The organism is Shewanella sp. FJAT-52076 (assembly GCF_019457455.1).
Taxonomy (GTDB): domain Bacteria; phylum Pseudomonadota; class Gammaproteobacteria; order Enterobacterales; family Shewanellaceae; genus Shewanella; species Shewanella zhangzhouensis.
In genome coordinates, this window is the sequence record NZ_CP080415.1 from 2,518,570 (window position 1) to 2,532,344 (window position 13,775).

The window sequence follows — 13,775 nt, forward strand, 5'->3', positions numbered from 1 at the left end:
AAGGCCGGTTGGGATGCGGTGCGCTGCCGACATCCGGAGCCAATGGGCGGCGCACAGAGTCGCCTGGACGACAGCGACGAACACCGGCTCAGGCCAATAAGAGACTACTGCCCGTCCTGATCTCTTGGCCGGCGGCGCAAATCGCGGTACTCAAAGGATTGGGTGTGAATCCGGTCCATGTCCAGGGCGCACAGGAAGGCGTATTCGGTCACCTTGGCCACCATATCGGGCTCACCAAATAGAAACAGTCGCTTGTCTCTCCCAAGCTCGTGCCGTTCTTTGAGGATTTGCGGCACTTCCATGAGGCGAACCCTGTGATTATCGATGCGCTCGGCATCGCTCGAAGCCGAGATAAGCCCCTGATAATGCAATACCTTATGCTCCAGCATCAATTTAAGCAGGGTTCGGTGCAAATACAGATCGTCAAGATATTTACCCCAGTGATAAAGACTGATGGACCTTTGATGACCGCTGTCGAGTGCCGATTGCACCACCCCCAGTGCGGGGCCAATCCCCGTGCCAAAAGCCACCACAATCAGCTCGTCATTTCCATAGGCCCCGTCGTAGTGGCATCGGCCCCATGGGCGGGTAAGCGACAAGCTTCCGCCCACCTTTACTTCGTCACACAGCCAGCGGCTGAAATGGCCATTCCGCTTTCGCCGCACATGCACGGCAAAGGTGCCTTCCCCCTGCCCCGGCGCGATACCATAGGTGCGGCCAAGGCCTTCCGGGCCACGAATACCGGTACACAGTCCGGGCGTGTAGGGAATCGTTGTATCGGGTTTAATGACCAGGCGGGTCACATCAGCGCTGAGACTGAGCTTATCGAGCAGCCGCGCACTGACATACGACTGTTCGGCAGGACGGCTTAACTTCATGCCGTTTTTGGCCACACACTGACAGGCATACACCAACTGCTGTGCTTTCAGGTCCGCTTCCAAGCCCTTCTGGGCCTTAGGAGTAATCTTGCCTTCATCGAGACGCAGCAAACAGCTGCGGCACTGACCTTTGGTGCAGGAGTAATTAATCGGATGACCGACGCGTTTGAGGGCGCTCAGAACGGTTTCGCCGGATTCGGCATGGAAGCGCTGGTTATCCAGAAAAAACAGCGTCATATGATGTGTGGCTCTCCCTGCTGGGAAGGGGGTTGGGCGGTTCAAGATGCTGACTTCGTCCTGGCTTGTCAAGTGAAGCTTTAAAAGGAGCGAGCCAGGTCAAATCCGCCGTATGGTCTGTTCCAAAGAATCATTTGCGCCACAGATAGTAACGGTCGGAGTAGTCACTGAGCCATTGGGGACGATATACCACCAGCAGGGTCACGGCCATACCGTTGAGCAAGGCCTCGGGGAACACCATGAGCACTGACAGGGAAAGATAATCCTGCCACAGTACGGCAGACGACTGCATCTCTGTGACCCACAGCCACAGCGACCAAAGCCCCTCGTGACTGACCTGAGAAACTCCGGCGTTGAAAAAGCCACCAACAAAAATCAGCACAAACACATTGTTCGGCAGCCAGTAAAAGCCGCGATTATGGATAACAAATGCCAGATACAGCGGCAGGCATACGCCCATCAGGGCATAAGCCCCAAAGAGCCAGGGCTGTTTTAGCACCGCAAGGCAGTAAAAGGCGCAGGGCAGCAACGCCAACACAGAGGCAAGACGCCAGGAAAACATCAGCATCAAGGTGACCAGGCCTAAAAAGTGCAGCTGCAACATGCCATGCACACCGGCGTTAAAGAGCCAGAGCCCCATCACGGTGCTGAGTGACAAGAGCGCCCTTATTTGCCGCTCCTTGTCTGCCAGCAGGCTGTTCAGGGCGTCTTTGGGCCAAATAATCCACAACCAAATCAACAGCAATGCGAAAGCCACCCCATCGGCGAAGGTGAAGTGCCAGTCGATACTGCCCCACAGATTTTGCCAAAACTCAGTCATGGAAAAGCATTGATTCCCGAGTGAATATGGTTACTCTTGATGACTGTGATTATCACCGATTTTTGGGGAATTAAAACCGTGTTATTTAAAACCGGCGCCTTCGTATTCTGGGCATTGTTGCTCACAGGTTGCGCAGCATCCACTGATCCCGATGTGGAGCCAGAGGCAAAATATGAAGGCGTTATTCGCGACAAACTGACCACCAGCATTGCCGATAATGGCCTGAAGCTCTTTACTTACAGTGTCAGCAATACCCGTGTGACGGCGCCAATAACCATGCAACCTCTGGAATTGACTGGCCGCGAGCGACGAAAGCGCTCGTCTGGCCCTGATTTAACCGAATGGACAGAACAAATCGAACTGGGGCTGAAGCGAACCCTTGCCATGTCGGGCTTTTGCCGTGAAGGCAGCATAGAAATCAGCCGTCTCATACAGGCAGACAGAGCCGAAATTCGCGGAGAATGTACCGAAGGCGCCACCGATGAAGACAGGCAGCGCTTTGGAAGACAGGGTTAACACGCCACAGCAGTGGCATTTTCGGCGCTGCTTGGGTAGTATTCGCCGCTCGATTGCGCGGAGCTTAATATGAACAGAAGACAGGCACTGATTAAGAAGATGGCCAAACGCACCAAGGCCAGAGAAAACAAGAAAGAAAAGCCCAACGCAGGTGCAGCAAAAGACAGATATATCTCCAAAGCCGAGCGCGCCAAACTGGAAGCAGAAGCACAGGCAACTGAAGCAAAGCTTGCTGACGCATCGAGCAGTGAAATGGAGATTGGTGCCGACGTTGCTGACATTGCCGCCGATACAGGCAACTGAATCAATGCCCGGCTCGCATGATGGCGGACGGGATTGAAGCCCAGCATTTCACCGAATAAAAAAGGCTCTTTCGCAGAGCCTTTTTTAATTCCATTTACGCCTTTACACGGGCTATCAACCCTTATCTTTTGGCACTGCGCCCACATCAGATGGGCAGGTCTCAGGCTTAACCAAAAACTCCGTCGCCTCCTGTGCGCCCATGCAATCCTTCTCTTCGGTATGGGTCGCCATCTGCACGAAGGACGACGACAAGGGGCTGTTGCTGGCAGGTACCACCTCTTCGTCTGCGGCGTCCTTTGTGGCGTCACTGTCACTCTCAAAAGAGGCCACCAGGCGGTACGCGGTATAGACGCCTGCCACACCAAACAGCACTGACCCCAACACCTGCCCGATTAGCACCCCGTACACGCCGCCGTATTGGGCGCCAAGCCAGATAAAGGGCAAGGTGCCCAGAGTTGCCTTGCCCACATTAAACACAGTGGAGTACTTGGCTTTACCCAGGTTGTTGAATGATGCGTTGGCAACAAAGAGCGCCCCGGAGAACACGAAGAACACCGCTATGTAGGTAAGGAAAAAACCGATAAATTCCGCCGAATCACCTTTAAGGTCAAAGGCCCTGACAATCATATCCTGGGCCAGAAACAACACCAGCGCCATACCCACCACATAGGCAGTACAAAACAGCAGCGATTGGGTTAAACAATCCCTGAGCCTGTCGTAGCGCCGGGCACCAAAATTTTGTCCAACGATGGGGCCAATGGCGCCTGAGAGCGCAAATATCATCCCGAACGCAACAGGGGTAAGACGCCCAATGACGGCCCACCCCGCCACGTAGGCGTCACCAAATTCGGCGATGGCGCGGGTCATAAAGCCGTTCCCGATGGGGGTGGCCACGTTGGTGAGCATGGCCGGTCCGGCAATGGCGAAAATGGGCTTCAAATCGCCAACAAAGGCATCGAGTGTGGGTTTACTGCCAAGCCCGTGTTTAACAAACACACCGCGCCCGGCCACCAACATCACAGATAAACGCGCCAGCACAGAAGCTACCGCCGCCCCTTCAATGCCCATGGCGAGCACAAAAATCAATATGGGGTCGAGCACCAGATTCACGCCGCCACCCACCAGAGTTGACACCATGGAGAGCTTGGCGTCCCCTACCGCTCTGAGCGCAGCGCCGAGGGCCATGGCAAGGCAGATAAAGGGCAGCGAGGGAACCAGAATATCGAGGTAGTCCGCGGCAAGCTCAGCCGTGTGCCCGGTGGCGCCGACCAATGTCAGCAGTGCGGGGATATTCAGCGACACCAAGAGCGACACCAGGGAGGAGACTGCCAGAGTCACCAGAAGCGAGCTCATCAGCAGCCGTTTGGCGTTGTCGATTTCCCGGGCGCCAATAGCACGGGACACCTGTGCTCCCAGCGCTATGGACAAACCGATGCCGATGGAGGTGGTAAAAAACGAAATGGTACCTGCGTAGCCAACGGCCGCAGCAAGCTCTGCTTCCCCGAGCAAACTCAGAAAGAAGATATCCAGCAAGTCTACCAAAAACAGCGCCGAAATGCCCACCGCTGCGGTGGAACTCATCACCAGAATGTGGCGCAGTATCGGCCCTTCAACAAATTTTGCTTGGGTCATTATGGGTCCTGTTACGGCTCTTTTTGCAGCTCGCTGCCACACTTATTGCAGTATTCAGCGTCTTGATCGTGTCCGGTTTTCAAACAGTTACTGCAACGTCTAAGGTCCCTATGACGGCCTATTTCCTGAGAAATTTCCGCGGTGAGAATACCCGTGGGAATGGCAATAATCGAGTAACCTATCAGCATGGTCAGTGCCGCAATGGCCTGGCCCAATTCGGTCTTGGGCGTGATATCACCATAACCCACAGTAGTTATGGTCACTATGGTCCAGTAAATGGACTTGGGAATGGATGAAAAACCGTTTTCGGGGCCTTCAACCATATACATGATGGCGCTGAGCACCATGATGATAAGGCTGACCGAGAAGAAAAACAGAAACACCTTGCGACTGGACTGCATCATGGCCTTGAGCAGCAGATTCCCTTCACTTAAGTATCTTAAGAGCTTGAGTACCCTGAATATTCTGAACAGTCTGAGCACCCGGATAATGAGGGTGAAGTTGGCGCCCGGGAAAAAGAGCGCGAGATAACTTGGCAACACGGACAAGAGATCCACTATGCCGTAAAAACTGCGGGCGTACTGCCAGCGATGGGCGCTGCAATAAATCCTGAGGCCATATTCCAGGGTAAAAATAACCGTGAAAATCCACTCAAGCACATGGATAAGCCCGCCCCAGCGGGCGTTGATGCTGGAAACTGTATCCAGCAACACCAGGGTCACACTGGCAATGATGCACAGGATAAGCGCCAAATCGAACCAGCGGCCCGCCGGCGTATCTGTGCCAAAAATGATTATCCTGAGTTTTTTCTTGAGTTCACTCTCAGCATCGGCCTGGGGTTGGCTCATGGGTTCCCTGAAGTCCTTGGAATGGGTCTGAATCGCCCCACAGTGTGCCATGGCAATCCCTCAGGCTCAAAAACAATTCTCACTGCTGTTTTCAGCCGCCGCAGCCTTGGGTAGAATCCAAATCAGCACGTCCTGTGCGTAGAATAATGTTGGATTGGGGATTTCATGTTTCGTCATCTGTTGGTGTTATTGCTGCTGGTCAGTGCCAGTGTGCAGGCAAATGCAATTAAACCGGGCCAGAAGGTGGACCTGGTGGTGGTCAACAAAGCAGAAGCACAGATGCAGGTGTTTTACCGCGGTGAGCTCATCAAGAGTTATCGCATAGCCATGGGCGATAACCCCAAAGGGCACAAGCTCAAGGAAGGCGATCAGCGCACACCTCAGGGCCGCTACCTGCTGGACTTTAAAAAAGCCGACAGCGCCTATTACCGCTCAATTCACATCTCTTATCCCAACGACGAAGACATACTGCGCGCCAAGGCACTTGGCATCAGTCCCGGCGGCGCCATTATGATCCACGGTCAGGACCCCAAATCGCCCCTGAGCGCGGAAGAAGCGCAAAAGTACAACTGGACCAATGGTTGTATCGCCGTCACCAACAGAGACATGGATGAGCTGTGGCAACTGATTGACCCCGGCACTCCTATCGAAATCTGGCCCTGAGGTAAGGATGCAACTGGAATCCTTGTTAAACAGCTGGTCCGACTTTGAGACCCGCATACTCACCTTGGTTGATAAACTGGGCTTAACTGAACTTAAGCTTGAGTGCGACCATGCATCACTGAGAGTCAATACCCCGGACGCCGCCGAGAAGCTCACCGATGGCTTTGGCAATCTGGGCGATATCATCAGCAACAATATGATTAATGGGCGCCCCATTCTGATTATTAAGCTCAACACCCCGCTAAACCTCGGGCCCTTTACTGTGCCCTGCATCGAACTGCCCTACCCTGGCAGCAAGCAGTACCCCAACGAAGGCTGGGAGCACATAGAGTTGGTGTTGCCCTGCGATGCCACCGACTGTGACACACTTGAGCAGGCGCTTATCGCCAAAGTACCCGCAATAGCTGCCGTGCTGGCCGGTGATAGCCCCTTTAAGGTCAAGCGCAGCTCGCCTCAGGGAGAAGCCGAACGTTTACCCAACCCTACCCTGGCCTTTGGACTCGATGGACTAACGGTGAAAGTCCACCCCCATGGAATCGAAACCATCGTTGCCAGCGAGCAGGCTTAACGCTGGCGTTAACGGGTCAATGCTTCATATCTAAGAACATGATTATTCTGGCAGTGTTTTGTCTGGCGAACAGACAAAACCGCCAAATAGTGCCTGAAGCGGTTTATCAGAGCCGAGGTTCTTGGGTAAAGTAGGCGGCAATTTCATATTCTGCGTGGCCCCGTCCACGCCTTTACAGCTAAATGGAGGAAGTCATCCATGGCGTCGGTAAGCAGTAAAAAACATCCCCAGGGACTCGATTACATTGAAGTCAGTACCGCACTTTGCAAGGCGCGAATTTTTCTGCAGGGCGCTCAGATAGACTTCTTTCAACCCACCGGGAAACCGCCTTTGCTTTGGGTTTCTGAAGCCGATGATTACCTCCCCGGCAGCGGTATTCGCGGAGGGGTGCCCGTGTGCTGGCCCTGGTTTGGCATGCACACTAATCCGGAGTTTCCCCAGCACGGCTTTGCCCGCACCCGTCTGTGGCATCTCAAGCACAGCCATATTCACAATGAAGCTGTCGAACTGGTATTCGGATTAGAGATTGCGGCGGACGACCGCCAATTCTGGCCCCATAACACCGAGGTGGAGGTGCATTTTCGCCTCACAGAGACCCTGAGCGTTTCTTTGGTGAACCGCAACCTGGGCGACAGCCATGTCAGCCTCACTCAGGCGCTGCACAGCTATTTCCCCATCAAGGATATACACGCGCTCAGTGCCAAGGGGTTCAGCGGCGCCAAGTACATTGAGTTCGGTGAAGGGCCCTATGCCCAGGAAGGCGATGAGGTCAGGTTCGACCGTGAAACTGACAGAGTTTACACCGACCTTGGCCCCTGCCAGACCCTGCATACACCGGACGGTGTGATAGAGGTCAGTCGTGAGCACAGCCAATCAGCGGTACTCTGGAACCCCTGGATTGATAAGTCACAACGTTTGGCTCGCTTCAGGGATGAAGACTACCTCACCATGGTGTGTCTGGAAGCCACCAATGTACTGGAAGACAACGTAGAGCTGGCCCCAGGTCAAACCCATACCCTCACGACCCATATTCGATGGCGCTGAGTCGCCATTGGCCGTGAACCAAGCCCTATCCCCAAAAACGCGCCCTGTGCGCGTTTTTTATTGCCTGAACTTCTTCTCTTGTCGGCACGCCAAGTCAACACCAAGCAGGTTGGCCGGATTTCTCATTGCCTAATATGTACGTTCGTGCAAGGTTTCTTAACAGATATATAACAATAACGAGGAACACTCATGCACAACAAGACTCGAAAGCACTGGCTGCCATCAGCAGTCGCTCTGGCCGTGGCATTGCAACTGGGGGGCTGTTTTTCTGACAGCGAAGACACCGCACCAACGCCACAGCCCCCGGTTGTCACACCGCCAACCTCAGGGGGGCCAAGCTTCCCTGAAGGCGCCATCATGATTGAGGCCGGTGACAACCTGACAACCCGCATTCAGGAAGCCCTGATTAACGCCCAGAGCGGCGATGTAATAGTGCTGCCAAAGGGCCGCTTTGAGATCCAGTCTACCCTGCTGTTTGACGGTGATGTGGACGGTGACGGTGCCTTTGCCAAAAACGTCACCATCATGGGTTATGGCATGGATGAAACCGTGCTGGACTTTGCCAATGCCAACTCAGGCGACGGCATCTTTGTACAAAACGCCATGCAGATCACCATTGCGGATCTGTCTGTTTATGAAGCCAAAAACAACGGCATTAAGCTGAAAAACACCAACGGCATCATACTGCGCAAAGTGGGCGCCGTTTGGGAAGGTGCACTGGATAAAGACAACGGTGCCTATGGTCTCTACCCGGTAGAGTGCGAAAACATCCTGATTGAAGACAGCTATGTGCGTGGCAGCGCCGATGCCGGGATTTACGTTGGTCAATCGGAATATATCGTTGTGCGCAATAACATCGCCAAAGAAAACGTGGCCGGTATCGAGATTGAAAACAGCCGCTACGCCGACGTGTACAACAACGAGGCCATGGGCAACACCGGCGGTATTCTGGTGTTTGACCTGCCCATCAATAACCACAGATACGGCTCCAGCGTCAGGATTTTTGACAACAAGGTCTACGACAACAATACCCACAACTTTGCCAATGCCTCGGCCAATCCTGCCGGGGTGCACATAGTGCCACCCGGTACCGGGGTGATTATTCTCTCCACCAACGACGTGGAGATTTTCAACAACCAAATCACCAATCACGACACCCTTGGCCTGACGGTATCGAGCTTCTTCATTGCCGAGCCCGAAATCAGCGACTTTGTTGCCAACTACGGCCAGCCCGGTCAGTCCATCGAAGACGGCTGGCGCCCTGTGCCCCGTAATATCTACGTGCATGACAACGAGATTAGCGGCTACGGCGCCAAGCCCAACGGCTACCTCATCACCGACATCATCAACGCTTACGTGTTAACCCACGGCGCCATGCCCGGCATCCTCTATGATGGTCTGGGTGAACTGCTCGCCAACAATGGCACAGCCGCCTATCTGGGGCTCAGGGAAATGCCCTTCGCCGCCGATGGCAGTGACAACGTGTGTATGCAAAACAACGGCGATGTCAGCATGGGGCAGCTCTACAGCAACAGCAATACCGACATGAGCATTGCCGATGTGCTGTACGAGAAAACCCAAACCAATCTGCTCAAATGTTCCCAGGTGAGCCTGCCGGTGCACACTGTGACCTTTGGCGAGCAAATTTTCGGTTGTGGGGTGGATGACGATACCGCAGGCTGCGATGGTGGCAATCTGATTGGCGGTGGCGGCACCATAGGCGACGGTGACGGCGGCATCATTGGCGATGGTGACCAGGCACTGTGCGACAGCACGGCATCCGGCGTTAACTGGAATGCCCTGGCCAAGGCCAACTGTCCCAAGCTGTCTGACTATGGGCTGTTTGCCGATGAAACCGACCCCACTCAAAATGCCAATGGCGGCATGCCCTATGAGTTGAACACCCAGCTCTTCACCGACTACGCCAGCAAATACCGTTTTGTGTTTACGCCGGATGGTACCAAGGCCCAATACAGTGAAAATGAAGCCTTTGATTTCCCTGTGGGTACCGTCATCTCCAAAACCTTTGCCCTGCCAGCTGACACCAGCAAGCGCGGCATCGCCAATGAGGATTTGATTGAAACCCGCCTGCTCATCAAGCGTGCCAGCGGCTGGACCGCCCTGCCCTATGTGTGGAATGCCCAAAAGAGCGATGCTGTGCTCACCAAACCCGGCGCCATTCAGGCCAAGACAGTGATGCACAAGGGCGAAGCCAAAACCTTTGACTATGTGGTGCCCTCTATCAACCAGTGTAAGCAGTGTCACCAGTTCAAGGCCGAAGGCGACGAGTTCCCACGCTTTGTGCCCATAGGACCGAAGGCGCGTTTCCTCAACGGTGACTTTGCCTATGCCGACGCCACAGTGAACCAGCTCAGCCGTTGGCAGAGCGCCGGTATATTGGAAGGCCTGCCGGAACTGTCCAGCGTGCCCAAAGTCCCTGCCTTTAACGATGGTGATGAAGCCGGTCTCGCCGGCCTGGACGATGCCAGCCTGATGCAAACCGCCAAGGGGTATCTGGACATTAACTGTGCCCACTGCCACCGCCCCGAAGGTAATGCCTCCAACACAGGGCTCAAGCTTGAGTACTGGCGCGGTTATGGCGATGACAATGGCTTCTCCCACGGCACCTGTAAGCAGCCGGTGGCCTACGGTGGCGGCAGCCTGGGGTATGACGTGGTGCCCACCAAACCGGAAAGCTCCATCATGCATTTCAGGATGGCGAGCACTGAGCCCGGGGATCGCATGCCAGAGATTGGGCGAAGCCTCGCCCATGAAGAAGGCGTCGCCCTTATCCATGAATGGATAAAACGCCTGCCAGCGGCAGCCTGCTCCAACTGATGACACAAGGCCGGGGAAACCCGGCCTTTTCTCTACAGGTACCCCAAATGCCAAATCCCGGATTAACACCTGCGCTGTTATTGCAGCCACGACGACTGCCATTACTCTTGCTTTTGGCGCTCACCGCCTGTGGTGGTGAAGGTGACAGCACCCCGCCTACAGCGCCGCCACCCATAGTAGTCACTCCGCCCCCCGCCACCTCTGTGTGCGATAACAGTGAGGGCAGCATCAATCGTGACGCCCTGATGGGCACAAACTGCGCGCGCTTGTCTGATTACCGACTTTTCAGCGACAGCCGCGACCCGACTCAGGCACCTCACGCGCCAGGTGTAGCCTACCAGCTGGCCACTGAGCTTTTTACCGACTATGCCATTAAGCGCCGCTTCCTGTTCTTACCCGAAAACACGCCCATGGTATTGGCGGGAAACTCCGTGTCGTTGCCGATAGGCACTGTGTTAGTAAAAAGCTTTTTATTGCCTGCAGATACCTCGGACACCAATGCATCCGCTGCCCGGCTAATAGAGACCCGGCTCCTTATCCACCGTGAGAGCGGCTGGACGGCGCTGCCCTATTTGTGGGATGGCGATGAGGCGTACCTTGCCGAAACCGGTGCCGATGTAAGCCACAGCATAAACAGTGCAAATGACACACTGACTTTCACCTATCACGTGCCAAGTCGTGCCGAGTGCAAAATTTGCCATCAAAGCGCCCAGGAAGGCCTGACCACCATAGCGCCCATAGGTCCCAAACCGCTGCTGCTGAACAAACCCATTACCGTTGATGGTGAGCCAATGAACCAGCTGACATGGTTTGCATCCCAGGGGCTGCTCACTGGGCTGGGTGAGCTCGAGTCACTGCCACAGACCTTTGCCATTGGGGATGAGCAGCAAAACCTTACCGCACGGGTGAAAGGCTATCTCGATGTGAACTGTGCCCATTGCCACAAGGCCGACGGCTTTGCCAGCGTGTCGGGACTCAGGCTCGGGTTTGAAACCGATCATCACAGCTATCAGTACGGAATTTGTAAACAGCCGCCCGGCTGGGATGGTGGTGAGCGTGGGCTCTCCTACGACATAGTGCCGGGCAATGGTGACCACTCGATACTGGTCTACCGCCAGACGTTGTCAGCAGCCAAAGACCGCATGCCACCGCTGGGACGCGCCTTGGTTCACAGTGAAGCCGTAACGCAGATCAGTCACTGGATAGACTTGATGGCTCCGTCGGTGGGTAACTGCCAATAAGCCGCTGAAACTTACCCGGCGGCGCTCCCAACCAATGTTTGAAACTGGCCCGGAAATGGCTGACATCGGTAAAGCCGAGGGATTCCGCGATGTCCTCAGCGCTCAGGCGGCCTTCAATGATTAATGCAATGGCCGCCTGACTGCGCACCTTATCCCGCAGCAGCTGAAAACTACAGCCATTTTCAGCCAGTTTTCGCCTGAGGGTTCGCTCACTGGTGCCCAAACGCGCCGCCAATTCATTGAGTGTGGGCAGTACGGGCATGGAAATCTTAAGTTGCTGCAACACCTGATAGATATAGCTTGGCTGTATCAGCTCGGGTTCTCGGCGCTCTTCGTCGCTGAAGGCATAGGTCACGGGCAGCGCCAGCACACCTGCATCCACAGTCCATTCGCAAAAAGGTGCACCGAACGATGGGGTAACGCCGCACAGTGATTCAATAAAAGCGCAGGGGTGGGAAGTCTCTGTCAGGGCAATGCTGCCCAGGGGGAAAGCCTGACCACAAAGCTCTCGCCCGAGTACCACCAGGGCGCCCAAACTGTGGAGAAAGTGGCAATGAAACTGGATATCCGGGATCCTCAGGGTATTTATCCAGCGAACCCTGAGCTTGCCGTCTGTCAGGGTCAACAGACTGTCATTCATGGTGCCGGCCCATTCCGGATTGTCATTCAGCAAGTAAAAGCAGTCCGCCAGGGTCTGGCAGCGTGCAAGATGACCTTTAAGAAACCCAAGCTCACTGACGCGATAATCCGCCGCAGCCCGCATACCGATTTCCCGGTCATCAGTGAGGGCACAAAGAGCCTCCATAGCGCCATCGACCTGCCACACGGGTACCAGAGTAATATGGCCAAGCACCTCAGGGGCCACACCAAGGCGGGCACACACATCGCTGTGGGCCTGCTTGCCAAAAAGCCGCCCAATGGCTGACAGGATCTGCAACAGCTCCCAGGCAGGATAGCCCTGATCCCCCACCATGGCACCGGCACGGTAATTTGATAACGACATGTTCATGATTGACTGATATTCCCCCAACGCCCAGTTGTATACCATTTGCTGAAGGAAGAAAACCCCGGTTACAGAGAGTTACATTAGGGCGTTCAGCGGAAATAGGCGCACAAAAAAGCCTGCAAAAGCAGGCTTTTAATATATACAACATGCACTGGAATTTATGGCAGCGGTTTATTCTTTTCCGCCAGCTTGCCAAAAAAGGTGCTGACAGTCAGCGCAGCACTGTGGGCCAGCTTATCGGCAAGCTTCTTGCGCGGCTGATAACGCAATTTAATCAGGGTTCGGTCTTTGGCCGCTGTCAACATCAGGTCGTCGCTGGTACTGATGCTGTCCACCAGCCCCAAATCCAGGGCCTGCTGTCCATACCAGTGCTCACCGGTGGCAACCTTGTCCAGATCAAGCTCAGGGCGATACTTGGATACGAACGCCTTGAACAGCTGATGGGTCTCTTCCAGCTCTTCGCGAAACTTCTGTCTGCCCTCTTCAGTGTTCTCGCCAAACAGCGTCAGGGTGCGCTTAAAGTCCCCGGCGGTGTGCTGCTCGTAATCGATATCGTGCTTTTTCAGCAAGCGGTTGAAGTTTGGCAGCTGAGCCACCACACCGATTGAGCCCACAATAGCAAAGGGTGCGGCATAGATGCGATTGGCCACGCAGGCCATCATGTAGCCGCCACTGGCCGCCACTTTGTCGATACAGGCAGTCAGTGGGATGTCTGCCTGGCGCAATCTGTCGAGCTGGCTGGCCGCAAGACCGTAACCATGTACCATGCCACCACCGCTCTCGACGTTAAGCAGCACCTCATCGCCTTTTTCGGCAATGGTCAGTATGGCGCTGATTTCTTCCCGCAAAGAGGCAACTTCGTGGGCATCGATACTGCCTTTAAAATCCAGTACAAAGGTTCTGGGCTTGGGCGTATCCTGCTTTTCAGCCTCTTTGGCCTCGGCTTTCTGGGCTTTTTCATACGCCTTAAAAGCTTTCTTATCAAGCAGTTCGTGTTTAAGGTGAGTCTTTAAATGATCGAGTTCTTCAGTGACATTGGTCAGTACCAGTTCGCCTTTATCACCCTTACCACGGGTCGCACCGGCGAACACCATCACCAGTATGGCGCCGATGGCCGCGACCACTGTCACCGCCTTGGCAAGAAACAGCCCGTATTCGTATAAAAATTCCAAATTCCGCTC

The 13,775-nt window shown here is 54.7% G+C and carries 13 protein-coding genes; 7 read left to right on the forward strand and 6 right to left on the reverse strand.

Going from position 1 to position 13,775, the window contains the following annotated elements:
- Positions 1 to 104: 104 nt before the first annotated feature.
- Complete coding sequence (locus K0H79_RS10925; RefSeq protein WP_220075809.1) at positions 105 to 1,115, reverse strand: 2Fe-2S iron-sulfur cluster-binding protein; 1,011 nt, start codon at positions 1,113 to 1,115, stop codon at positions 105 to 107.
- 130 nt (positions 1,116 to 1,245) lie between these two features.
- Positions 1,246 to 1,935 carry a hypothetical protein gene (locus K0H79_RS10930; protein ID WP_220075810.1) on the reverse strand — a complete coding sequence of 230 codons (690 nt, stop codon included), beginning with the start codon at positions 1,933 to 1,935 and terminating at the stop codon, positions 1,246 to 1,248.
- Between the two features lie 78 nt (positions 1,936 to 2,013).
- Between K0H79_RS10930 and K0H79_RS10935 the strand changes: the two genes are divergently transcribed.
- Both K0H79_RS10935 and K0H79_RS10940 read left to right on the forward strand, forming a co-directional pair.
- Entirely contained in the window at positions 2,014 to 2,451 is a 438-nt protein-coding gene (locus K0H79_RS10935) for a hypothetical protein (protein ID WP_220064853.1), read from the forward strand.
- Positions 2,452 to 2,520: 69 nt separating this feature from the next.
- Positions 2,521 to 2,754, forward strand: a complete 234-nt coding sequence (locus K0H79_RS10940) for a DUF2986 domain-containing protein (protein ID WP_220064854.1) — start codon at positions 2,521 to 2,523, stop codon at positions 2,752 to 2,754.
- Between the two features lie 114 nt (positions 2,755 to 2,868).
- Here the strand turns inward: K0H79_RS10940 and K0H79_RS10945 are convergent, their stop codons facing one another.
- Both K0H79_RS10945 and K0H79_RS10950 read right to left on the reverse strand, forming a co-directional pair.
- Complete coding sequence (locus tag K0H79_RS10945) at positions 2,869 to 4,386, reverse strand: MATE family efflux transporter (RefSeq protein ID WP_220075811.1); 1,518 nt, start codon at positions 4,384 to 4,386, stop codon at positions 2,869 to 2,871.
- An 11-nt stretch (positions 4,387 to 4,397) separates the two neighbouring features.
- On the reverse strand, positions 4,398 to 5,234 hold the full coding sequence (locus tag K0H79_RS10950) for an ion transporter (RefSeq protein ID WP_220075812.1): 837 nt from the start codon (positions 5,232 to 5,234) through the stop codon (positions 4,398 to 4,400).
- Positions 5,235 to 5,399: 165 nt separating this feature from the next.
- Here K0H79_RS10950 and K0H79_RS10955 point away from each other — a divergent pair, with 165 nt between their 5' ends.
- The 5 genes from K0H79_RS10955 to K0H79_RS10975 all read left to right on the forward strand — a co-directional run bounded on the left by K0H79_RS10955 (position 5,400) and on the right by K0H79_RS10975 (position 11,588).
- Entirely contained in the window at positions 5,400 to 5,897 is a 498-nt protein-coding gene (locus tag K0H79_RS10955) for a murein L,D-transpeptidase family protein (protein WP_220075813.1), read from the forward strand.
- Positions 5,898 to 5,904: 7 nt separating this feature from the next.
- Entirely contained in the window at positions 5,905 to 6,465 is a 561-nt protein-coding gene (locus K0H79_RS10960; RefSeq protein ID WP_220075815.1) for a VOC family protein, read from the forward strand.
- 198 nt (positions 6,466 to 6,663) lie between these two features.
- Positions 6,664 to 7,509 carry a D-hexose-6-phosphate mutarotase gene (locus K0H79_RS10965; protein WP_220075816.1) on the forward strand — a complete coding sequence of 282 codons (846 nt, stop codon included), beginning with the start codon at positions 6,664 to 6,666 and terminating at the stop codon, positions 7,507 to 7,509.
- Positions 7,510 to 7,698: 189 nt separating this feature from the next.
- Positions 7,699 to 10,347 (forward strand): parallel beta-helix domain-containing protein, encoded by a 2,649-nt coding sequence (locus K0H79_RS10970; RefSeq protein ID WP_220075817.1) that lies wholly within the window; start codon positions 7,699 to 7,701, stop codon positions 10,345 to 10,347.
- A 47-nt stretch (positions 10,348 to 10,394) separates the two neighbouring features.
- Positions 10,395 to 11,588: an SO2930 family diheme c-type cytochrome gene (locus tag K0H79_RS10975; RefSeq protein WP_220075818.1), complete on the forward strand. Its 1,194-nt coding sequence runs from the start codon at positions 10,395 to 10,397 to the stop codon at positions 11,586 to 11,588.
- Here K0H79_RS10975 and K0H79_RS10980 read toward each other — a convergent pair.
- Positions 11,539 to 12,597, reverse strand: a complete 1,059-nt coding sequence (locus tag K0H79_RS10980; RefSeq protein WP_220075819.1) for an AraC family transcriptional regulator — start codon at positions 12,595 to 12,597, stop codon at positions 11,539 to 11,541. The genes K0H79_RS10975 and K0H79_RS10980 overlap by 50 nt on opposite strands.
- A gap of 155 nt (positions 12,598 to 12,752) precedes the next feature.
- A complete protein-coding gene (gene sohB, locus K0H79_RS10985) occupies positions 12,753 to 13,766 on the reverse strand; it encodes a protease SohB (protein ID WP_220075820.1) in 1,014 nt (337 codons plus the stop codon).
- Positions 13,767 to 13,775 lie beyond the last annotated feature (9 nt).

Excerpts from the sequence above, each read along its gene's own strand:
- K0H79_RS10955 (WP_220075813.1), top strand. The coding sequence starts at position 5,400 with ATGTTTCGTCATCTGTTGGTGTTATTGCTGCTGGTCAGTGCCAGTGTG.
- K0H79_RS10965 (WP_220075816.1), top strand. The coding sequence starts at position 6,664 with ATGGCGTCGGTAAGCAGTAAAAAACATCCCCAGGGACTCGATTACATT.
- K0H79_RS10970 (WP_220075817.1), top strand. The coding sequence starts at position 7,699 with ATGCACAACAAGACTCGAAAGCACTGGCTGCCATCAGCAGTCGCTCTG.
- K0H79_RS10940 (WP_220064854.1), top strand. The coding sequence starts at position 2,521 with ATGAACAGAAGACAGGCACTGATTAAGAAGATGGCCAAACGCACCAAG.
- K0H79_RS10950 (WP_220075812.1), bottom strand. The coding sequence starts at position 5,234 with ATGAGCCAACCCCAGGCCGATGCTGAGAGTGAACTCAAGAAAAAACTC.
- K0H79_RS10960 (WP_220075815.1), top strand. The coding sequence starts at position 5,905 with ATGCAACTGGAATCCTTGTTAAACAGCTGGTCCGACTTTGAGACCCGC.
- K0H79_RS10925 (WP_220075809.1), bottom strand. The coding sequence starts at position 1,115 with ATGACGCTGTTTTTTCTGGATAACCAGCGCTTCCATGCCGAATCCGGC.
- K0H79_RS10930 (WP_220075810.1), bottom strand. The coding sequence starts at position 1,935 with ATGACTGAGTTTTGGCAAAATCTGTGGGGCAGTATCGACTGGCACTTC.
- K0H79_RS10945 (WP_220075811.1), bottom strand. The coding sequence starts at position 4,386 with ATGACCCAAGCAAAATTTGTTGAAGGGCCGATACTGCGCCACATTCTG.
- K0H79_RS10975 (WP_220075818.1), top strand. The coding sequence starts at position 10,395 with ATGCCAAATCCCGGATTAACACCTGCGCTGTTATTGCAGCCACGACGA.
- K0H79_RS10980 (WP_220075819.1), bottom strand. The coding sequence starts at position 12,597 with ATGAACATGTCGTTATCAAATTACCGTGCCGGTGCCATGGTGGGGGAT.